This window comes from Nocardia sp. CA-084685 (assembly GCF_050955785.1).
Taxonomy (GTDB): domain Bacteria; phylum Actinomycetota; class Actinomycetes; order Mycobacteriales; family Mycobacteriaceae; genus Nocardia.
The window spans coordinates 3,931,328-3,954,460 of sequence record NZ_CP192094.1 but is presented as its reverse complement, the minus strand read 5'-3'; the positions used below and the strand labels follow the sequence as shown (position 1 = coordinate 3,954,460).

The window sequence follows — 23,133 nt, the reverse complement described above, 5'->3', positions numbered from 1 at the left end:
CTGTACTGATGGTTCCCTCGCTGCGCTCGGTCACAGCAGCTCCTCATCGATGAGTTCGAACATCTCGTCGAAGCCCGCCTCCTCGATCGCATCCGCGGAGATCGCGTCCGGCTCTACCGCGGCGTCGAGTTCGTTCAGCGCGCGGGCGAGCCTGGCCGAGATCGCCTTTCGGGTGTCGTCGTCGAGCGATCGGTCACGCAGTAGCGTCAGCGTGCGATCCAGTGTCGACAAGATCTCGGTGTCATCATCGGTGGCGGCGTGTCCGAGCCGCGCCATCAGATACTCGGCGATGGCGGTCGGCGTCGGCTGATCGAAGACAGTGGTCGCTGGAAGCTGCAGCCCGGTCGCGGCTGCGAGGCGGTTGCGGAGTTCGACCGATGTCAGCGAATCGAACCCGAGTTCACGGAAGTTCACATCGGTGTCGACCTGTTCTGGGCCGCGGTGCCCGAGTACGGCGGCGACCTGTGATCGCACCAGCTCCAGCAACCGCTTGGCCTGCTGCTCGGGCGTCAACCCGGCGAGCTGTACCCCCTGATCCGCGAACGTGCCGGTATCGGCGGGCGGCCGACCGCCCAGCAACCTGCGCACCATCGGATGCAGCGCGGCCATATCCGCCGCTCCGGGCGGACGGAATTCGGTTGCCACGATCGATGGTGCGGGCTGGCCCACCGCCGCATCGAACATCGCCAGCCCGGCTTCGACACTCAACGGTGACAGACCCTCTCGGCCGATCCGCGCGGCATCGGCGGTATCCAACGTGGCGCCCATCCCCGATTCGGTCGTCCACAGGCCCCAATCGATCGATACCGCCGCCAGCCCCGACCGCTGCCGCAACGCCGCCAGCTCATCCAGAAAGGCATTCGCCGCCGCATAATTCGCCTGCCCCGGCGAACCGAGCACACCGGCAACCGAGGAGAACAACACGAACCACGCCAAATCCAGCCCACGCGTCAACTCGTGCAAATACCACGCAGCATCGACCTTCGGCGCCAACACATTCCGCAATCGCTCCGGCGTCAGCGCACCGAGCACACCGTCGTCGAGCACGCCAGCCGTATGAACCAGCGCGGTCAGCGGGTGCTCGCGCGGTATCTGCGCCAACAACTGCTGGCACGAATCGCGGTCGGCGACATCGCATTCCACAATGCGCACCTTCGCGCCTAGCTCGGTCAATTCGGCCGCTAACTGTCCCGCGCCTGGTGCCGCCCGGCCTCGGCGGCTGGCCAGCACCAGATGGCGCACCCCATGTGTAGTCACCAAATGCCGCGCCAAAAGCGCACCCAACCCACCCGTACCACCAGTAATCAGCACCGTCCCACCCGGATCCGGCCGCCGCGGCACCCTCAACACGATCTTCCCCACATGACGCGCCTGCCCGAAAAACCGGAACGCCGCACCCGCCTGCCGCACATCCCACACCGAAACCGGCAACACAGGCAGAACACCCCGCTCGAACAATCCAGCCAACTCACCGAACATCCACCCGACCCGATCAGCATCCACCCGGGTCAAATCAATCGCCTCATACCGCACACCCGGATAGGTGTCCGCAACCGTCTCTGGGACACGGATATCGGTCTTGCCCATCTCCACAAACCACCCCCCACGCGGCAACAACCGCAAACCCGCATCAACGAACTCCCCCGCCAACGAATCCAACACAACATCCATCCCCGCACCACCAGTCACGGTCAGAAACCGCTCCTCGAAACCAGTTGTGCGCGAATCAGCAATCCGATCGGCGTCGACCCCCCAGTCGCGCACTGTCGCCCACTTACCACGACTCGCCGTCGCATACACCTCGAGCCCCAGATGCCGCGCCAACGCCACCGCCGCCATACCCACCCCACCAGCAGCAGCATGAACCAACAACCGCTGCCCCACCCGAACCCCAGCCACCTCCACCAACGCCAACCACGCCGTCAAATACACCGTCGGCACACCAGCTGCTTGGACAAACGACCAACCCGACGGAACACGCGTCAACAAGCGACGATCAGTCACCACCACCGAACCACCCGCAGGCGCAAGCCCCATCACCGCATCACCCACCCGAAGACCCGACACCCCCACACCAACCTCGACAACAACACCGGCCACATCCGACACCAAACCCGCCCCATCAGCGACCACACCCAAACACACCAACACATCCCGAAAATTCACCCCCAACGCCCGAACACCAACCCGCACCATCCCAGCACCCAGCTCACCGCCGCCAGGTGAACCACTCACCACCCCAACCCCATCCAACACACCACTGTTCGCCACAGCCAGCCGCCACTCCCCCTCCGGCAGCACCAGGGCACCGGTATCCGCCGGTGCCAACCTGGGCACGAACACCTCGCCGTCGCAGATCGCGACCTCCGGCTCGCCCAACGCCCACAATCCGGCGAAATCCAGCTCACCGGCATCGCCGCGCAGGTCCACCAATAGGATTCGCCCCGGCTCCTCGGCCTGGGCGGAGCGCACCAGACCGCGCACCGCTGCGCCCGCGAGTCCGCCGGTCACGACGACCAGCCGTGCATGGTTCAACTGTTCGTCAGCCACGAACCACTGCACGAGCTCCAACGTGTCGACGACCGTGTCCGAAACGCTGCCCCCACCGGAGCAATTCACCACGAGCGCCTCCGGCGCCGCCCCGGCGTCGATGGCTGACCGCCAATCGGCAAGGTCCACGACCCGACCCGCGTCGCTGTCGGTGACGACGTGCCGACTGTGCACCGCGAGCCACTGCACCTGTTGCAGCGCAACCGTTTCCCGGTCACCAACAAGTGCCAGCTGGTCCGCGGTGACGGGTCGGGTCACCAGCCGCCGCACCGACACCACCGGACGGCCCGCACTGTCGAAGCCATCCAGCTGCCCGATATTGTTGTCCGACAAGGTGATCCGGACGCGAAGTCGACGCGCATCCCCCGCCGACAATGCCGTTCCCTCCCACACGAACGGTAACCGCAACTCCGCGCCCACATCCAGCGACCCGAGCGCGGCCGCATGTACGGCGGCGTCGAGCAACGCTGGATGGATACCGAACCCGGCGACCTCCACCGAATCGGGCAGGGCCACCTCCGCGAACAATCCATCGTGGTTGCGCCAGATACGGTGCACCGCCCGGAAAGCCGGGCCGTACCCGTATCCAGCTGCCGCCAACCGCTCATACGCGGCCTGCGCGTCCAGTTCCACCGCATCGGAGGGTGGCCATGCCGGGGCCATCGGGACCGATACCGTCTGTTCAGTGGCCAGCACTCCCTCGGCGTGGCAGACCCACCCGCCGTCGCCACCTTCGACCCGCGCGTACACCGACAGCGAGCGCTCCCGCGCACCTGAGTCGCCGCGGACGACCACTTGCACAGCTACCGCACCCTGATCGGGAACTACCAGTGGCGCTCGCAGTGTGAGCTCGCGAACGACCGGGCACTCGCACGCCGCACCGGCCTGCAATGCCAGCTCCACGAAACCCGTTGCCGGAAACAGCACGTACCCCAGCATCCGGTGATCGGCCAGCCACGGCTGACCCGCCAACGACAGACGACCGGTCAGGCGCAGCCCACCCGAGTCCGGTTCCTCCAACCCGGCAGCCAACACCGGATGCCGCCACTCGATCAGCCCCGAACCCGACACATCACCGCGCGACGCGGTCAGCCAATAGTGCTGCCGCTGAAACGCATACGTCGGCAGATCCACCCGCCGCGCACCTGTTCCCGCGAAGCAAGCGGCCCAGTCGACCGCACCGCCTGCGGTGCACAGTCGACCCACTCCGGATATCACCGAACGCGCTTCCGGCTGTCCGTGCCGCAGCAGCGGGATCGTCGTCGCCGCGGCGTCCGCCGTTTCGGCAACCATCGCCGATGCCGAACTGCCGGGTCCCAACTCCACGAATCGGGTCCCACCGGCGGCCAGTGCCGCGGTGACGCCGTCGGCGAACCGCACCGGCTCACGCACATGCCGCACCCAGTATTCGACCGTGCCGTACTCGGCGTCGGCCAACCGACCGGTCACATTCGAGACCACCGGGATTCGCGCCCGCCCCGGCCTGATCTCGGCGATTGCCGCCGCGAACTCGTCGAGCATCGGCTCCATCAGCTCGGAGTGGAATGCGTGACCGACCCGCAGCCGCCTGGGGCCGCGTTCCGCCCAACGCCGCTCGAGTTCGGCTATTGCGGGCTCCGGACCCGAAACCACCACCGATCCCGCCGTATTCGCCGCCGCGATCGACACACCCGCGGGCAGCTCACCGATCTCGTCGACCGCCACCGCGATCGAAGCCATGGCACCGCCGCTCGGCAGCCCGGCCATCAACCGCGCACGCACGCCGACCACGCGCGCCGCATCCGCGAGCGACAACACCCCGGCGATGTGGGCGGCGGTGATCTCACCTACCGAATGCCCGATCGCAAGCGCGGGCCGGACACCCCACGCGGCCAGGAGTCGGGAGAGCCCCACACCCATCGCGAACAGTCCGCACTGCGCGACGATCGTCGCCGCGACCGCTTGTTCGTCGTTGCCCCACAGCGTATTTCGCACGGGCACGGCGCCGACGAGCGGCTCGACCGCGGCCAGTGCGGCGTCGAAGCCCTCCGCGAATACCGGGAACACCTCGGCGAGCGCGCGGCCCATACCCGCCCACTGCGCACCCTGACCGGGAAAGACGAATACGGTTTCACCGGAAATGCCGCGCGCCGCGGCGATATCGGCCAACGCGACGACCAGTTCCGCGCGGTCCTCGCCCACGATCACCGCGCGATGTCCGAGCTGAGCCCGTCCGGCGAGGGAGACTCCGACATCGAGCGCCGTCGCCGCGGGGTTGGCGGACAGCCAGTTGCGCAGCCGATCGGCCTGGGCGGCAACCGCCTGCGGGGATCGACCGGACAGCACCCACGGCACCGCAGGTAGCACCGCCACCGGTGCCGTTTCGGGAGCCGGTGCCGCTGCCTCCTCGAGGATCACATGCGCGTTCGTGCCACTGATCCCGAACGACGATACGGCCGCCCGCCGCGGCCGCCCCGGCGACTCCTCCCACGCCCGCGACTCGGTGAGCAGTTCCACATTGCCCGCGCCCCAATCCACATGCGAGGTCGGCGCGTCCACGTGCAACGTGCGCGGCATCATCCGATGGCGCATTGCCTCCACCATCTTGATCACTCCGGCGATGCCGGCCGCCCCCTGAGTGTGGCCCATATTCGACTTCACCGAACCGAGCCATACCGGCTGATCCCGATTGCCTCCGTAGGTGGCCAGCAACGCCTGCGCCTCGATCGGATCGCCCAGCCGCGTTCCGGTCCCGTGTGCTTCGACGAGATCGATGTCCTCGGGCGCCAAACCCGCATTCGCCAATGCCGTGCGGATGACTCGTTCTTGCGACGGACCATTCGGCGCGGTCAACCCGTTGCTCGCACCGTCCTGGTTGACCGCACTCCCGCGGATCACCCCCAATACCTGGTGTCCCTCGGCTCGAGCGCGCGACAGCCGCTCCAGCACGACGATCCCCGCGCCCTCGCCCCACGCCACGCCGTCGGCGGACTCCGCGAAGGACTTACATCGTCCGTCCGGCGCCAGCGCGCCCTGCCTGCTGAATTCGATGAACATCGGCTCGGCCGTGGCCATCACCGTGACGCCACCGGCCAGCGCCATATCACAGTCATCGGAGCGCAGCGCCTGACATGCCTGATGCAGTGCCACCAGCGAGGACGAACACGCGGTGTCGACCGTCACGGCGGGGCCGATCAAGCCGAGTGTGTAGGCGACTCGACCCGATACGACGCTTGCCGTCGCGCCGACCGTAATATAGCCCTCCACTTCGTCGCGGCGCTCACTGCGCAAGGCCGCGAACCCGTAGTCGTGCTGCATGACCCCGGCGAATACACCAGTGTCGCTACCGCGCAACGAGTGCGGATCGATACCCGCGTCTTCTAGTGCCTCCCAGGAGATTTCGAGCAGCAATCGTTGCTGGGGGTCCATCGCCGCCGCCTCGCGCGGGTTGATGCCGAAGAACTCGGCATCGAATTCGGCAGCGTCATAAAGGAATCCACCCGTCCGGGTGTAGGACTTGCCGCGTGCGCCGGGATCGGGATCGTACAGGTCATCGGCCCAGCCGCGGTCGACCGGGAACTCGCCGACGACATCGCGGCCCCCGGCTACCAGATCCCACAGACCGTGCCGCGACGACACCGGCCCCGGAAACCGGCATCCGATACCGACGATCGCCACCGGCTCCCGCGCGGCCTCGACCAGCTCACGCTCGCGCTGGCGAACCTTGCGCAGTTCGGCCGTGACCCACCGCAGATTCTCGAGGAGTTCGTTCTCGGTGACCACTACGGTGCACTTCCCTTTCCCACTGCTTGCGCGCTGGTCATGACTTGCCGAACTCGCGTCGGATCATGTCGACGAGTTCATCCGCGCTCGCCGAGCGCAGATCGTCGTCGTCCGGGGGCTTCGGCCGGCCGCGCGCAGCGATTTCCCCTACCAGCGCCTCCAACCGGGCCGATACCTCCATCAGGACATCGTCGTCCGGCTCGAGCTGTGCCAGCGACGCCTCCAGACGTGTCAGCTCCCGTATCACCCCTGCCGGCCGCTCACCGACGACCTGCCGGTGTAGGTACTGCGCGAGCGCGGTGGGTGTCGGATGGTCGTAGACCGCGGTTGCCGGAAGCTGCAGCCCAGTCACGGATTTGACGCGATTGCGAAGTTCGACCGATGTCAGCGAATCGAATCCGAGGTCGCGGAAGTTCGCGACCGAATCGATCTGGTCGGACCGTCCATGCCCGAGCACGATTGCGATCTGTGTCCGGACGGTCTCCAGCAACTGCTTGACCTGCGCGTCGTCCGTGAGCCCGGCAAGCTCCAACCGAGCGTGCGCGACAGGCCCCTGCGCCGCGGCCGGGCGACCGCCGACAAGGTCACCGAGAACCGGCACCACGCGTGCGGCATCACGTAGTGCCGCCGGATCGAAGTCGGCCGCGACCACGACAGGATCGGCCTGTGTCACGGCGGCATCGAACAAGGCCAGCCCCGCTTCGGTCGACAACGGCCGCACACCGTCGCGCCCGATGCGTGCGGTATCGCCGGTATCGAGGGTGCCCCCCATTCCGGCCTCGGCGGCCCACAGGCCCCAATCGATCGATACCGCCGCCAGCCCCGACCGCTGCCGCAACGCCGCCAGCTCATCCAGAAAGGCATTCGCCGCCGCATAATTCGCCTGCCCCGGCGAACCGAGCACACCGGCAACCGAGGAGAACAACACGAACCACGCCAAATCCAGCCCACGCGTCAACTCGTGCAAATACCACGCAGCATCGACCTTCGGCGCCAACACATTCCGCAATCGCTCCGGCGTCAGCGCACCGAGCACACCGTCGTCGAGCACGCCAGCCGTATGAACCAGCGCGGTCAGCGGGTGCTCGCGCGGTATCTGCGCCAACAACTGCTGGCACGAATCGCGGTCGGCGACATCGCATTCCACAATGCGCACCTTCGCGCCTAGCTCGGTCAATTCGGCCGCTAACTGTCCCGCGCCTGGTGCCGCCCGGCCTCGGCGGCTGGCCAGCACCAGATGGCGCACCCCATGTGTAGTCACCAAATGCCGCGCCAAAAGCGCACCCAACCCACCCGTACCACCAGTAATCAGCACCGTCCCACCCGGATCCGGCCGCCGCGGCACCCTCAACACGATCTTCCCCACATGACGCGCCTGCCCGAAAAACCGGAACGCCGCACCCGCCTGCCGCACATCCCACACCGAAACCGGCAACGGAGCCAGGCCACCCTTGTCGAAGAGCTCGGACAGCTCCCCGAACATCCGCGCGATCCGATAGGGGGACACTCGGGTCAGATCGATCGCCTCATAACGCACACCGGGGTAAGTGTCATTTATCGTGTGCGGGTCGCGGATATCGGTCTTGCCCATCTCCACAAACCAGCCACCACGCGGCAGCAACCGAAGTCCCGCATCAACGAACTCGCCTGCCAACGAATCCAATACAACATCCATCCCGGCACCGCCGGTCGCTGTCAAGAAAAGTTGTTCGAAATCGGTTGTCCGAGAATCCGCGATCCGGTCAGCATCGACACCCAGGCCGCGCACCGTCGCCCACTTGCTACGACTCGCCGTCGCATACACCTCCAGCCCCAGATGTCCCGCCAACGCCACCGCCGCCATACCCACCCCACCGGCAGCGGCGTGCACCAACAACCGCTGCCCCACCCGAACCTCAGCCACCTCCACCAACGCCAACCACGCCGTCAAATAAACCGTGGGAACACCAGCGGCTTCGCTGAACGACCAACCCGACGGGATACTCGTCAGCAGCCGACGATCCGTGACCACCATCGACCCACCCGAGGGCGCAAGCCCCATCACGGAATCGCCAACCCGAAGATCCGACACCCCCGAACCGACCTCGACGACAACACCGGCCACATCCGACACCAACCCCGCCCCATCAGCCACGACACCGAGACATACCAACACGTCCCGGAAATTCACCCCCATCGCCCGAACATCAACCCGCACCATCCCGGTGCCGAGTACTTGACCGGACTCCAAAAGCCCCACTACTCCAACGCCATCCAATACACCGCTATTCGTCACCGCCAGCTGCCAGTCCCCCTCGGGCAGCACCAGTGCGTCGGTTTCGGCGGCGGCCAGCCGCGGAACGAAGACCGCACCATCGCGAACAGACAGTTCCGGCTCGCCCAGCACCGACAGGTGCGCGAAATCGACACCTTGCGCAGCACCGTCCAGGTCCATCACCGTGATCCGGCCCGGCTCCTCCGCTTGCGCGGAGCGCAGCAGGCCCCGCACCGCGCTCCCGGGCAGACCGCGCGTGAGCAGGACCAGTTGCGAGTGGCCGAACCGTTCCTCGGCGAGGAACCGCTGCACGAGCCGCAATACGCCGTCGAGCAAGGCGTGCACCTCGGCCACGACATCGGCAACGCCCACCGTGGCAACGCATTCGACAGCAAGGACGGCAGGAACGTCCGCTGTGCCCGCGACGAGCGCAAGCGCGTCCGCCAGACCCAGGACGGGCACGGTGCTCTCGTCGCGGTGATCCGGCACCGCTATCCAACGTAGCGTCTGCAGGCGCGATGGTCGGCGCACCACCTTGTGCGTCAGCTGCGCCAGCGGAACGGGTCGCGCGACCAAGCGGCGCACCGATACCACCGCACGGCCCGACGCATCAAATGCCTCGAAACTTCCTGCGTCACTGCCGGTCACAGCGATCCTAGCCCGCAACTGCCTGGCACCTCTGGCGTGCAGCGCCACGTCCTCCCATGCGAACGGCAATTGCACTTCGCCCTCGGACGGTGTCTCGTCCGCGCCGAGCACCCGCGCGTGCACGACCGCGTCGAGCATTGCCGGATGGATGCCGAATCCGGCGACATCGACCGAATCGGGCAGCGCGATATCGGCGTACAGCTCGTCGCCATGCCGCCAAAGGCGTTGCACAGCAGTGAATGCTGCGCCGTACCGATATCCTGCCGCAGCGAGCCGCGCGTAGCCCGCGCGAACATCCACCTCGGTCGCCCCCGACGGTGGCCAGGCACCCGACTCGAGACCGGCCACAACGGGCGGGCTGGCAGCCAGCTCCCCCTCGGCGTGCCGAACCCATTCGGCATCGGAGCGGTCTGGTCGTGAGTACACCGAGAACGACCGCTCGCGCAGCACCACCTGTACCGCGACCCCACCGCCCCGCGACAGCACCACAGGTGCCTGCAGTGTCAACTCTGTGAGCTGCCCATACCCGGCTTCGTCGCCCGCGCGAATGACCAATTCCACCAGTGCCGCACCGGGCAGGATGATCGAGTCGCCGATGACGTGATCGGCCAGCCACGGCTGCGCCGCCACCGACAGTCGACCGGTGAACACCCGATCGCCGCCCGGGACACCGGCCATGGTGCGCAGGATCGGGTGGTCCACTTCGGTGAGTCCCAGGCTGCCTACGTCACCGAATCCCTCGGACGAGGTGAGCCAATAGTGCTGCCGCTGAAATGGATACGTCGGCAAATCCACCCGCCGGGCACCTGTCCCGGCATAGAACTCAGCCCAATCGACATCGATACCGGTGCAATGCGCTTCGGCGACGGCGCGGACGAGGGTTTCGACCTGATCCCGCCCGCGACGCTGAGTCGCCACCACCGCCTCGGCATCGATCAGCCCGGCCAGCACCGCATCCGGACCGACTTCGATGAATCGCGACCCCCCAGCCGCCCGAGACGCGGCGATACCGTCGGCGAACCGAACCGGATCACGCACCTGTCGCACCCAATACCTCGGGTCCGCCATCAGGTCCGACTCGAACTCGCCGGTCACATTCGATGCGATCGGGATCTCCGGTGAATGCCACGCGAGCTGCGCACACACTGAGGCGAATTCATCGAGCATGGGCTCCATCAACACCGAATGGAACGCATGACTGACCGTCAGGCGGCGGGTGCTCCGATCCGCCCAGCGTCTTTCGAGTTCAGCGATGCCCGCCTCCGGGCCCGACACCACCACCGACCCTGGTGCATTGATCGCCGCCACCGAAACCCCATCCGGCAAGTCGTCGACCTGATCGACCGCATCGGTCTTGCCGTCTGCGCTGATCTGGACCGCCAGCATCGCCCCACCCGCAGGGAGCCCCGCCATCAAACGACCACGAACAGTCACTAAACGCACTGCATCCTCCAGCGACAACACCCCCGCCACATGCGCGGCGGTGATCTCACCGACCGAATGCCCGACCACCAAATCCGGTACCACACCCCAGGATTCGAGCAATCGCGTTAGCGCAACCTCGACGGCGAACACAGCCAACTGCGTGTTCTCAGTGCGATCCAAATCAGTGTCGTCCGCGAAAAGCCAAGTCGGATCACAGATCTCACGCACCGCCTCCGCGAACACCGGGAACGTGTCGAACAGCTCACGACCCATCCCCGAGTACTGCCCGCCCTGCCCCGGGAACACGAACACCGTCTTCCCGTCGACTACCCGTCGCGGTGTCACAGCACCCAGTTCGGATCGGTCCAACACCGCCGCCCGCCACGGCAAATGCGCCCGCGTCGTCGCCAACGAAAACCCCACATCGGACGCCGAGATCTCCCCCAACGCCGATAGTCGACCTGCTTGTGCCACAACAGCTTCAGCCGACCGACCGGAGATCAGCCATGGCACCACCGCCAACCCGAGCCCAACATTGCGCGACGCCGACCCATCCCTAGCTTCTGGCGACGCCCACTCCGCAGGGGCCTCCTCCACAATCACATGCGCATTCGTCCCACTGATCCCAAACGACGACACCCCAGCACGCCGCGGCCGACCCACCGACTCCCACACCCGAGCCTCCGTCAATAGTTCAATTCGACCCGAAGTCCAATCCACATGCGAACTCGGCAGCTCCACATGCAACGTCGCAGGCATCACCTCGTGCCGCATCGCCTCCACCACCTTGATCACACCCGCGACCCCAGCAGCCGCCTGCGTATGACCCAAATTCGACTTGACCGACCCCAACCACACCGGCTCGTCTCGGCCCTGCCCATACGTCGCCAACAACGCCTGCGCCTCAATCGGATCACCCAACCGCGTACCAGTCCCATGCCCCTCCACCACATCCACATCAGCCACACTCAGCCCCGCATTAGCCAATGCCGCCCGAACCACCCGCTCCTGCGACGGACCATTCGGCGCCGTCAAACCATTCGACGCACCATCCTGATTCACCGCACTCCCACGAACCACACCCAAAACCCGATGACCATTAGCCCGAGCATCCGACAAACGCTCCAACACCAACACACCCGCACCCTCACCCCAACCCACACCATCAGCCGACTCCGCAAACGACTTACACCGACCATCCCGCGACAAACCACGCTGACGCGAAAACTCCACGAACACAGCCGGTGTGCCCATCACCGTCACCCCGCCGACCAAGGCCAGACCGCACTCCCCCATACGTAAAGCCGCGCACGCCTGGTGCATGGCGACCAGCGAGGACGAACATGCCGTGTCCACCGAAACGGCCGGTCCGAGCAGTCCCAACGAGTAGGCGACGCGGCCGGTCACCAGCGATCCGGCAGGTGTCGGCACCCCATAGTCGTGGTACATGACGCCCGCGAATACGCCGGTATCGCTGCCCCGCAACGACATCGGATCAATCCCCGCGTCCTCGAGCGCCTCCCACGCCACCTCGAGCAGAATGCGCTGCTGCGGGTCCGTCGCCAGCGCCTCACGCGGGCTGATTCCGAAGAATGCGGCATCGAAATCACCGGCGTCGTAGAGGAATCCACCGGCGCGGGTGTAGGACTTGCCCTGCGCGTCAGGATCCGGGTCGTAGATGTTCTCGGCCCAACCCCGATCGGTGGGGAACTCGCCGATCACGTCGCGTCCGTCGGCGACCACCTGCCACAGGTCTTGCCGAGATCCGACGCCGCCGGGATAGCGACATCCCACACCGACGATCGCGACCGGTTCCGCCAGCTCGACGGAGCGCACCGCATCGGTGCGGTTCGGCTCGGTGGCGCCGCCGAGCCGTTCGCGTACATGCTCGGCAAGCGCGGTAGGTGTCGGGTAGTCGAAGATCACCGTCGCAGGCAGCGTCAACCCGATCGTCTCCTTGAGACGGTTGCGGACCTCGAGCGCTGTCAGCGAGTCGAACCCGAGGTCGCGGAAGTTCCGGTCGGGATCGACACTGTCCGGACCTCGGTGTCCGAGTACCGTCGCGGCTTCGGCGCGGACGAGCTCGAGTATCGACGAAAGCTGTTCTTCCGCATTGCCTTTGGTGTAGGCGGGGTGACGGTAGGCCCGCGCCGCGGGTCGTCGGGCGGGCGCGATGGTCTGCCAGATCGGTAGTCGATCCTGGCTGGTCCGCGTATCGAGCACTGCGGCAACTACTTCGGGGCGGCCTGAACTGATCGCGGCATCGAACAGTGCCAGACCGTCGCGCCGCGACATCGGCATGAACCCGAGGCGCTGGATGCGGGCGGTGTCACTCGCGCCGAGCATGGCCGTCATTCCCTGGTCGGCGGTCCACGGTCCCCACGCGATCGAGGTCGCCACCGAACCGGTCGTGTGGCGATGCCGGGCGAGGGCATCGAGAAACCCATTCGCCGCAGCGTAATTCGCCTGCCCGGGTGAACCGACGACGCCCGCCGCCGACGAGAACAGCACGAACAGGCGCAAGTCGCCGGTGAGCGTGTGCAGGTGCCAGGCACCATCGACCTTCGGCCGCAGCACGCGATCCAGCTGGTCGGGACCCAGTGACTCGAGCACACCATCGGCGAGCACACCGGCGGCGTGCACGACACCGATCAACGGCAGGTCGGCGGGGATCGACGACAAGATCTCGGCGACGGCGGCGCGATCGGCGACATCGCACGCGACGATCCGCGTGTCGGCCCCGGCCTCGCTCAGTTCGGCCTGTAGTTCCCTTGCACCCGGCGTCGCCACACCGCCGCGGCTCGCCAGCAGCAGATGCCGAACGCCGTACTCCCGCACAAGATGCCGCGCGACGACCGCACCCAGTCCGCCGGTGCCGCCGGTGATCAGCACCGTTCCGGTCGTCAGGTCCGGCGACAACCGCTCGGCCGGGGTGGCGGTGCGGGCGAGTCGCGGCACGTACACTGTCGCGTCCCGCAGTACGAGCTGCGGTTCTTTCGAAGCCACGGCGACAGCGACGATCTCGGCGAGGTCCGCTGCGGCGGTGTCGACCAGGGTGACGCGGCCGGGCTCTTCCGCCTGCACCGACCGCACGAGTCCCCAGACCGCGGCCGCGGCGCAATCCACCGTATCGGTGTCGGTGACCGACACGGCACCGTGCGTCAGCACCACGAGACGACTCTCGCCGAAGCGTTGGTCGCCCAGGAAGAATTGCAGGACAGTCAATATCGTCCGCGTTGTCGCGTGAACGGCCGCGACGGTGTCGGCCGCGATCGTTCGAAGGTCCGCGACGACCACGGCCGGTAGCGCGCCATCGCCGAGCCGCTCCCACTCGCCAAACGGCACCGGCGTCGCGGAAATCTGCCTCGGCTGCCATTCGACGCCGAGCAGTGCCGCCCGAGGAGCCACGATGCGTTCGGTCGGTGCGGGCCACGCCGTGAACTCGCCGATCGACAGCACCGCATTACCCTGCGGATCCACGATCTGCACTACCATCGCGCCGTTCGCCGTCGGCGCGATCCGCGCGCGCACCGCCGCCGCACCGGATGCGTGCAGTGTCACGCCTTCCCACCCGAACGGCAGGAGTACGCCATCATCGGCCGGACGTGTCACCAAGTGCGCGTGCAGAACCGCGTCGAGCAGAGCCGGGTGTAATCCGTATCGACTCGCATCCACCGCATCCGGCAGTGCCGCTTCGACGAACAGTTCATCGCCGCGCTGCCACACCGCGGTCAGGCCGCGAAACGCGTCGCCGTATCGGTACCCGTCGGCGGCGAGCCTGCCATACGCGCCGGTCAGATCGACCGGGTCCGCGTCTGCGGGTGGCCAGGCGAACGGTTCGACCGCAGCCGTGTGGTCGGCGGGCAGGAGCGTGCCGTGCGCGTGCAGGGTCCAGTCGTCCACTGACTTGTCGGCCCGCGCGTACACCGACACCGGCCGATCACCGGATTCGCCCGTCGCGCCGACGATCACGTGGACGACCACGCCGCCATCGCCGGGCAGATACAGCGGCGCGGTGAGCGATAGCTCGCGGATGGTCGGGTAACCCACCTCGTCACCCGCCCGGACGGCCAGTTCGACGAAGACAGTTCCGGCGAGCATGACGTGGTCGCCGATCCGATGGTCGGCCAGCCACGGCTGCGTCGCGATCGACAGCTGCCCGGTCAGTATCACCCCGCCCGAATCCGGGTTCGCCACCAGCGCATTCACCAACGGATGACCAGTGGCGCGCAGTCCGGCCGGTGTCTGGTCGGACTGCCCGGGCACCGCCCAATAGCGTTCGCGCGCAAAGGCATACGGTGGCAGTGGCACACCACGCGCACCCCTGCCGTCGAGCACCGCGGGCCAGTGCACTCCGGCACCGCCGCCCGCCAACGCCGCCATAGCACCGACCGTCGCGGCGACGTCACCGCGGTCCTTGCGTAGCATCGGCACCGACACCACATCGCCCGACCGCATCGAATCCGCCATCAAGGCGGCCAATCCGCCGTCGGGGCCCGATACCAGGAATCGAACGGTTCCGGCGTCCTCGAGCCTGCGCACCGCATCGGCGAATGCGACCGGCTCGCGCACCTGCCGAACCCAGTAGTCCGCCGTCGCCATATCCTGATCCGATGTCGCGCCGGACATGGTGGTGACAATCGGCATCGTCGGTGCCGCGTACCCGATGTCGCGGGCGGTCACCGCGAACTCGTCGAGCATCGGTTCGACAAGCGCCGAATGGAATGCGTGCGACACCGGCAGGCGATGCACCTTGTGCCCGCGCTGTTCCAGTCGCGCGGCCACGTCGTCGACCGTCGCCGCCGCACCGGACACCACGACCGACCTCGGCCCGTTGATCGCCGCGATCTCGGCGCCGGGAACGAGCGCCGAGCTGACCTCGGCCGTGGTCGCATGCACGGCCACCATCACGCCGCCGTCCGGAAGCGCCGCCATCAACCGCCCCCGCGCCGACACCAGCCGAGCGGCGTCGGCGATGCCGAACACACCGGCGACGTGGGCGGCCGCGATCTCCCCGATCGAATGACCGGCCACGAAATCCGCACGCACGCCCCAGGATTCGACCAGCCGGTAGGCCGCGACACCGATCGCGAACAGCGTCGACTGCGCGAAATCGGTGCGGTTCACCAGGTTCGGATCCTCGCCCCACAGCACATCGCGGATCGGCTGCGCCAGCGCGGCCTCCGCCGCGTCGAATGCCGCCGCGAACGCGGGAAACGTCGCGTACAACTCGCGTCCCATGCCGAGGTACTGGGCGCCCTGGCCCGGGAAAACGAATGCCGTCTTGCCCGCGACCGCGCCCGCCGGCGACCGTTGTTCGGCAATCGCGTCGAGTCCTTCGAGCAGTTCGGCGCGGTCGGCTCCCACCACGACAGCCGTATGCTCCTGGTTCGATCGGTTCGCGAGCGACCACGCGATGTCGAGGACAGACACGTCCTGCTCGGCTCGCACCCAATCCCGCAGCCGCGCGGCCTGCCGAGCGAGCCCGGCCGAATCCCGCGCCGCGACCACCCACGGCAGCACCGGCAATGCGGCACTGTCGGAGGCCCGCGACGCCGATGGTGCCGCCTCCTCGAGGATGAGATGCGCGTTCGTACCGCTGATGCCGAACGACGAAACCGCCGCCCGCCGCGGCCGGTCGCCAACCACCCACGGACTGGCTTCGACGGCCAATTCCACCGCGCCGCTGGACCAGTCGATCTGTGGACTCGGCGCGTCGATGTGCAGCGATTTCGGCACCACGCGATGGCGCATCGCCTCGATCATTTTGATTACGCCCGCGACACCGGCCGCCGCCTGGGTATGCCCGATATTCGATTTGAGCGACCCGAGGATCAGCGCGGGGCTCGATCCGCGGTCCTGACCGTAGGTGGCCAGCACCGCGTGCGCCTCGATCGGATCCCCGAGCGGTGTCCCGGTCCCATGTGCCTCGACGACATCGACATCGCGCGCCGCAATACCTGCCGCGTCCAATGCCGCCCGGATGACCTGCTGCTGCGAGAGCCCGTTCGGCGCGGTCAGCCCGTTGCTCGCGCCGTCGTGGTTGATCGCGCTGCCGCGAATAACGGCGTGCACGGTGCGCCCGTTACGCTCGGCATCCGAGAGCCGCTCCAGCAGCAGCACGCCGACGCCCTCGGACCAGGCGACTCCGTCGGCGGCGGCCGCGAACGACTTGCTCCGGCCGTCGGCGGCGAGCCCGCGCTGGCGCGAGAAGTATTGGAACATTCCGGGTGTCGCCATCACCGTCACACCACCGGCGAGCGCGGTCTCACACTCTCGCGACCGCAGCGATTGACACGCCTCGTGCAGTGCCACCAGCGAGGACGAGCACGCGGTGTCGATGGACAGCGCCGGGCCGTGCAGACCGAGGTGGTAGGCGATGCGGCCGGATACGACACTGATCGTGCTCCCGGTCAGCCAGTGGCCCTCGATCTGCGGCCATGCGTCGGTGTCGAGCAGGCGCGCCGCATAATCGTTCGCGCTCGCACCCGCGAAAACACCGGTTCGGCTACCGCGCAGCGCCTTCGGATCAATGCCGGCATGCTCGACCGCCTCCCATGAGGTTTCCAGCAGCACCCGCTGCTGCGGGTCCATCGCGAGCGCTTCGCGCGGTGAGATGCCGAAGAATGCGGCGTCGAATTCGGCGGCGCCGTCGAGGAAACCGGCTTCGCGCGCGTAACTCCGTCCCGGCGCATCCGGATCGGCGTCGAAAAGGTCGGCCAGCTCCCAGCCGCGGTCGCGCGGGAACGAGCCGATGGCATCATGCTCGCCGGCGACGAGATCCCACAGCTCGGCCGATGTTGTAACACCGCCTGGAAAGCGGCAGGCCATTCCGATGACCGCGATCGGCTCGGAGCGCTCCGCTCGCAAACGGTTCAACTCGCCGCGTGCTTCGCGCGCTTCCCCAAGCGTGCGCTTCAGATACTCCCTGAGCTTTTCCTCGTTCGACATGCCGTGGGCCAGTCATCGGAGGCGGCGGGGGGCGGTCAGCGATCCGACATGACGCAGAATGATCGACCTCCATCGGCCCGGGCGGCACCGGTTGAATCGAGTTGCCAGAGACACCGCGCCCGCATCGTAACCCAGACGCCAGGAACACATCGGCAAACCAGCGCTGGGAACAAATCGGCACCGGTCGACTACGAACTCGATTGCGGCGATACCGCTTTCGATCAAACTTTCCCGAAGTTATACGCGTCAGGCATCATTCGACGTCGACCGCGTCAACAATGTTGAGCCGCGCCGCGTGCATGGCTGGCGGAACCGCCCCGACCAGGCACAAGAGCAAAGCTCCCAGCCCGAAGACCACAGTCGCCGGCGTGAGTACGAAGGCTATGTCCAGCCCGAGAACATGTGTGAACGCAAGCGTATTCACATATTGGTTCGCCACGCCGATGACCAGCCCGCAGATGCCGCCGACCACGCCGATCGCCGCCGCCTCCGCGAGCACCATAAGCATCATGAAGCGCCGTGATGATCCGATCGCTCGGAGGACACCGAGTTCGCGGCGGCGTTCGAGCACCGACAGCATCAACGTATTGACAAGGGCGACCGAGGCGACGAATACGACGATCCAGGTAATGGCACTGATCAGCACGGTTGCCTGCCGCAGGCTCGCGGTCGTCCCGGCAAGCTCCTGCTGCCCGGAGTACACGTGCACCGACGTCGGCACGGCCGCACCGATCGCACGCTGCACCGCCGCCCGATCCGCGCCCGGTTGCACGGTCACCTCGAGCAGGGTCGAGCCGGGCCGGTCGAACCACTGCCGCAACTGCGGCAGGCTCATGCCGACGAATCCGGTCAATGCGGAGAAATAGGGAAACACCTCGAGCACCTCGACGTGCTGGAAACCGTGCGGCGTCGGGATCGTCAGATCGTCGCCGGCGCGTACGCCGAGCGTCCGCGCGATATCGCGCGACACCACCACACCGGCGCCGGCCAACATTCCCGCCCGTGCCGAAGCACTCAGGGACTCGAAGAGCGGATGCCGCGTTCCCGCCGCGAGACCCTGCACGATCACCTTTGCCCCGTTGATCGACGCATAGGCCATCTGTCCCGGCACGACACCGGCGACCCCGGGCAGCGCGGCGATCGTCTGCTCGATTCCGTTGGGCAGCAGCGGTCCGGTCGGAAACACCTCGTTCGACGTCGGCTGAACCCACACGTCCACCGCCGCCGCCGGGCGGAAGGCGTCGACGGCCGAATCGATCCCGTTCTTGTTCGATCCGGTGATCGACACCGTCATCGCCACCGCGATCAGGACCGATATCACGGTGACCCAGACCCGCCGCGGCGCACGCTCGATGGTGGCCGCCGCGAGCGCGCCCGGTGCGCCGAAATACCTGGCAACCGCGACGGTCGCCGCGACCAGCTGATCGAAGCATGCGAAGCAGACGAAAACGGCGCCGTCGAGGAACAGCGCTACCGCGCCGATCGACCAGAGACCGAGATCAATGGTGGCGGCAGCAATCGACACAGCGAGAGAGCCCACGCCGGCGACGGCGGCGACGATCCGCAATGACAGGTGGATCCGGTCCGCCGACGAGACGCCGACCGGCGCGAGTGCCTCGATCGGCGCCACCTTGTACACCTGACGCGCCGCAGCCGCCGCCGCACCGACGCACGAGACCACACAGGCGGTGAGCACCAGCGGTACGGTGAACCCGGGCAGGGCGTACCCGATTCGGACCTGCAAGGACTGGACGAGGGCAGCGGGCAGCAGACCGATTGTCCAGCGCCCCATAAGGATGCCGATGCCGATGCCGAGTACCCCGCCGATGGCACCGAGCACCGCGGCTTCGGCGAGCAGGTCGCGCACGATGACCTGCTTGCGGCCGCCGATGGCGCGCAGCGTCGAAATGACGTTGCGGCGCTGGTTGATCGCCATGCTCATCGCGTTGTAGATAAGGAATCCCGCGACGACGAGGCCCAGTGCTGCGGCCATCAGCGTCGTTGAACGCAGCACCGCGATGACACCGCCGGCCTGCGCGGCACGGAAGTTCGGGTCGGTCACCACCGCCCGCCCGGCGACCACATTGTCAACCGCGGACCGCACCACACCGACGTCGGAACCGGGCGCGGCTAGCAGCAATATCGAGTCGATCGTGCCGGTGCGACCGGTGATCCGCTGTGCCAGGCCGAGCGTCGACATGATGAAGTGGCCGTCGTTGAGCCGCTGCGCCGCCGGTCCGTCGATAACCGCCGCGACGGTGACGGCGGTATCGGCCACCTCGAATTTTTCGCCCTGGGACCAGCCGGTGCCAGGACCGACCAGCACGCCGTTGGGCACCGTGAGCAGCTTCGCGCCGCCACTGGTCTGCGCGGAGACGGCGCGCTGCAGATCGCTGTGCAGGGACGCGGCCGAAACCGGATCAATCCCGATGAGCAGGGTATGGGTGCCTCCGGACCCGACGTCGGCGCGGATCATCGGCACGGCGGTGGACACCCCGGGCACCCGCGCGACCTCCGATTGCAGCGCCTGGCCGAACCCGGCGTCGGTCACGCCCGATACCTCCAGCGCTGCGTTTCCGGCGATATCGGCGCCGAGCCGGTTCACCGATTCCGTGATAGACCCCGAGATCCCGAACACCGCCACGAGCAACGCGGCCGAGACCGCGAACACCGCGACCGACATCGCCGTCCGGCTCAGATGCACGAATAATTCACGAATGTTGAACAGCCGCAGCCGATCCAGCGTCGCGAACATTACAGATACTTACCGACGATATTCGTCATCGCGACGGGCAGCGGCACTGCGTATCCGACGACATCTCCTGCTGGCGGCATGGTTCGGAGCATGCCACACCTGATTCCGGTCGGTAGGCCATAGACGGGGGCACGATCTCGGCTGAGCAGCGTGTTGAAGCGGACTGTCGCGGCCGTGGCGCAGTTCGTGGATCGCATCCAGCCTGTGCCGTAGACCACACCGTTAAGCTCCTGCACCTATGGCCCTCAGCGCAACACTGCACAACTTCGCCGTCCACCTCGCCGATGTCGACCGTGGCATCTACCAGGAGCTGGAGTTGCGGGTTGCGCGCCACCCATCCGAAACCGCCGAGTTCATGGTCACGCGACTGCTCGCCTACTGCCTCGAATACGAGGACGGCATCGCCTTCAGCGATGGCGGCGTTTCGTCCACCGACGAGCCCGCGGTGCTGGTGCGCGATCTCACCGGACGGGTCACCGCCTGGATCGAGGTCGGAGCACCCGATGCCGATCGAGTCCACCGCGGCAGTAAATCGGCGGAGCGCGTCGCCATCTACACCCACCGCGACCCGGCCAAAGTGCTCGCACAGCTCACCGGCAAGCGAATCCACCGCGCCGAAGCGATTCCGCTGTACAGCTTCGATCGCGACTTCATCGATTCCGCGGCAGCCGCGATCGAACGCCGCAACACGGTCACGCTATCGATAACCGAGCGACTGCTGTACTTGGACCTGAATGGCATCGGCCTGAGCACGTCGGTCGAAGAGCACAGCCTCGGCTAGCGGCCGACCACTCATCGGAGACGTTCGGCCTCGCGGGTGAGGGTCAGCAAGATGGCACTCAAGGCCTTTAGCTCTTCGGTTTCGGCACCCTCGCCGATGGCGGTGGCCACGTCCTCGGCGGCGCAGCGGGCGGCGAACCAGCGGTCGGCCAGGTCGGCCGCCTCCTGGGCGCTCAGTACCACCGAATCCGCCGGAATTCCGGTTCCCTTCAAACTGTTGCGGTGTTCGTAGGCGCGTTGGCGACAGGACTGACGGCAGTACCGGCGACGACGTCCGGCCTCCGATTCGACGATCTCCCGCCCACACCACAGGCAGCAGGACAGCAAGCGGCGCGACATGACGCAGAACCCTAATGGTTGTGCCGACCGAATGGGACTCGCGACCCCGGTTCATCGGCGCGGCGCGGGCGTGGCGGAGTGTGGCCGGGACACCGACTACAATGGAACGGTTCGCCAGAACGCCGATGGGGAACTATTGGCGCAGGCACGATCGTTACATCTAAGGTCCAGCGAGCGTCACGCGTTCATCCGGCAATGACCGATGAGGGACGCGGTCGCAGCGCAACAAGACTCGAGCACACAGGGAGAGGCACACCATGGCAGATCGCGTACTCCGGGGCAGTCGGCTCGGAGCGGTGAGCTACGAAACCGATCGCGACCACGACCTGGCCCCGCGACGGATTGCTCGGTACCGGACCGATAACGGCGAGGAGTTCGACGTTCCCTTCGCCGACGACGCCGAGATCCCCCCGACCTGGCTCTGCCGCAACGGCCAGGAGGGCACCCTCATGGAGGGCACCACCCAGGAGACCAAGAAGGTCAAGCCGCCGCGCACGCACTGGGACATGCTGCTGGAGCGTCGCAGCAAGGACGAGCTGGAGGAGCTGCTGAAGGAGCGGCTCGACCTGCTGAAGACGCGGCGTCGGGTCTAGGTTTCAGTAGGCGACGTCCCGGTGGAGGCCGCGGTAGCGCCCCGAGCCGGAACCAGCCTGACTCAACAGAAGGCCGCTTGCGCCAACCGGTGTAAGCGGCCTTTCTCGTACCCGAGTGCAATGCGCGCACCCCATGTGGCGGCTGCACACCCGGTATAACGGGTGTGCAGCCGCCACAAGGGGTTACCGAGAACTTGCCCGCGGGCGCCGATCCCGTGCTGCCCGAGGATGAATTGCGGCCTACTTACTGGCGACCTTGCGGTAGCGCAGCAGCGCCAACGGCACGACCACGATAAGGATGGCAAGGGAACACGCCACCGAGTATTCGATGCAGTGGTCGGCGGGCCAACCGGTCGGCGTGCCGAAGGCGGGTGGCGCACCGTTGTCGAAGAGCTTGCGACCGGCGGCGGAAACCGCGGTGATGGGGTTCCATTCGGCGACGGTGCGCAGCGGGCCGGGCAACGACTCCGCGGAGATGAAAGCCGAGGAGATGAAAGTCAGCGGGAACAGCCAGATCAGGCCCGCACTCTGGGCGACTTCGACGGTGGGTGAGAACAGACCGGTGATCGCCCCGACCCAGGACATCGCGAATGCGAACAGCAGAATTATCGCGAAAGCCAATACAGCATCGACGATCCCGCCGTTGATACGCCATCCGACGATATAGCCGCAGCCGACCATGACGGCCACGCTCAGAATATTCACCACCAGATCCGAGAGCGTGCGCCCCATCAGCACCGCCAGCCGCGACATCGGCAGCGTACGCATTCGGTCGATGATGCCCTTCTCCAGATCGCCCGCCAGGCCTACGGTGGTGAAGGCGGCGTTGAAAGCGACTGTCTGGGTGAAGATTCCGGCCAGCAGGAATTCGCGGTACTGGCCGCCGCCGAGTGAAGCGCCGAAGATGTAGGCGAACAGGAATACGAACATCAGCGGCTGGATCGTCGCGGTCACCAGCAGGGTCGGGACCCGCAGGATCGTCAGCAGATTCCGGTAGGCGACGATGCCGCTGTCTCGGATGATCCGGACGTGCGGCTGCCGAATCTCCTGCGGGGATTCGGTGTGCGCCGTCGGTG

General features: G+C 66.9%; 6 protein-coding genes and 1 pseudogene. 2 read left to right on the top strand and 5 right to left on the bottom strand.

Annotated elements, in window-relative coordinates:
• Positions 1 to 30: 30 nt before the first annotated feature.
• The 3 genes and pseudogenes from ACQP2U_RS17860 to ACQP2U_RS17850 form a co-directional block, all read right to left on the bottom strand.
• On the bottom strand, positions 31 to 6,312 hold the full coding sequence (locus ACQP2U_RS17860) for an SDR family NAD(P)-dependent oxidoreductase (RefSeq protein WP_433715685.1): 6,282 nt from the start codon (positions 6,310 to 6,312) through the stop codon (positions 31 to 33).
• Positions 6,313 to 6,604: 292 nt separating this feature from the next.
• A pseudogene (locus ACQP2U_RS17855) lies at positions 6,605 to 17,590 on the bottom strand (SDR family NAD(P)-dependent oxidoreductase); the annotation flags it as partial.
• 253 nt (positions 17,591 to 17,843) lie between these two features.
• A complete protein-coding gene (locus tag ACQP2U_RS17850; protein ID WP_433715684.1) occupies positions 17,844 to 20,345 on the bottom strand; it encodes an FtsX-like permease family protein in 2,502 nt (833 codons plus the stop codon).
• 238 nt (positions 20,346 to 20,583) lie between these two features.
• Here ACQP2U_RS17850 and ACQP2U_RS17845 point away from each other — a divergent pair, with 238 nt between their 5' ends.
• The gene (locus ACQP2U_RS17845) at positions 20,584 to 21,126 is read left to right on the top strand and encodes a YaeQ family protein (RefSeq protein WP_433715683.1); all 543 of its coding nucleotides are present in this window, start codon (positions 20,584 to 20,586) and stop codon (positions 21,124 to 21,126) included.
• 11 nt (positions 21,127 to 21,137) lie between these two features.
• Here ACQP2U_RS17845 and ACQP2U_RS17840 read toward each other — a convergent pair whose 3' ends face one another.
• A complete protein-coding gene (locus ACQP2U_RS17840; RefSeq protein ID WP_433715682.1) occupies positions 21,138 to 21,464 on the bottom strand; it encodes a hypothetical protein in 327 nt (108 codons plus the stop codon).
• A 257-nt stretch (positions 21,465 to 21,721) separates the two neighbouring features.
• Here ACQP2U_RS17840 and ACQP2U_RS17835 point away from each other — a divergent pair, with 257 nt between their 5' ends.
• Positions 21,722 to 22,057 (top strand): RNA polymerase-binding protein RbpA, encoded by a 336-nt coding sequence (locus tag ACQP2U_RS17835; protein ID WP_387293736.1) that lies wholly within the window; start codon positions 21,722 to 21,724, stop codon positions 22,055 to 22,057.
• 240 nt (positions 22,058 to 22,297) lie between these two features.
• Here ACQP2U_RS17835 and ACQP2U_RS17830 read toward each other — a convergent pair whose 3' ends face one another.
• Positions 22,298 to 23,080 carry an ABC transporter permease gene (locus ACQP2U_RS17830; protein WP_433716508.1) on the bottom strand — a complete coding sequence of 261 codons (783 nt, stop codon included), beginning with the start codon at positions 23,078 to 23,080 and terminating at the stop codon, positions 22,298 to 22,300.
• Positions 23,081 to 23,133 lie beyond the last annotated feature (53 nt).

Bases quoted from the DNA above. Each gene is read 5' to 3' on its own strand.
- ACQP2U_RS17850 (WP_433715684.1), bottom strand. From the start codon at position 20,345: ATGTTCGCGACGCTGGATCGGCTGCGGCTGTTCAACATTCGTGAATTA.
- ACQP2U_RS17845 (WP_433715683.1), top strand. From the start codon at position 20,584: ATGGCCCTCAGCGCAACACTGCACAACTTCGCCGTCCACCTCGCCGAT.
- ACQP2U_RS17840 (WP_433715682.1), bottom strand. From the start codon at position 21,464: ATGTCGCGCCGCTTGCTGTCCTGCTGCCTGTGGTGTGGGCGGGAGATC.
- ACQP2U_RS17835 (WP_387293736.1), top strand. From the start codon at position 21,722: ATGGCAGATCGCGTACTCCGGGGCAGTCGGCTCGGAGCGGTGAGCTAC.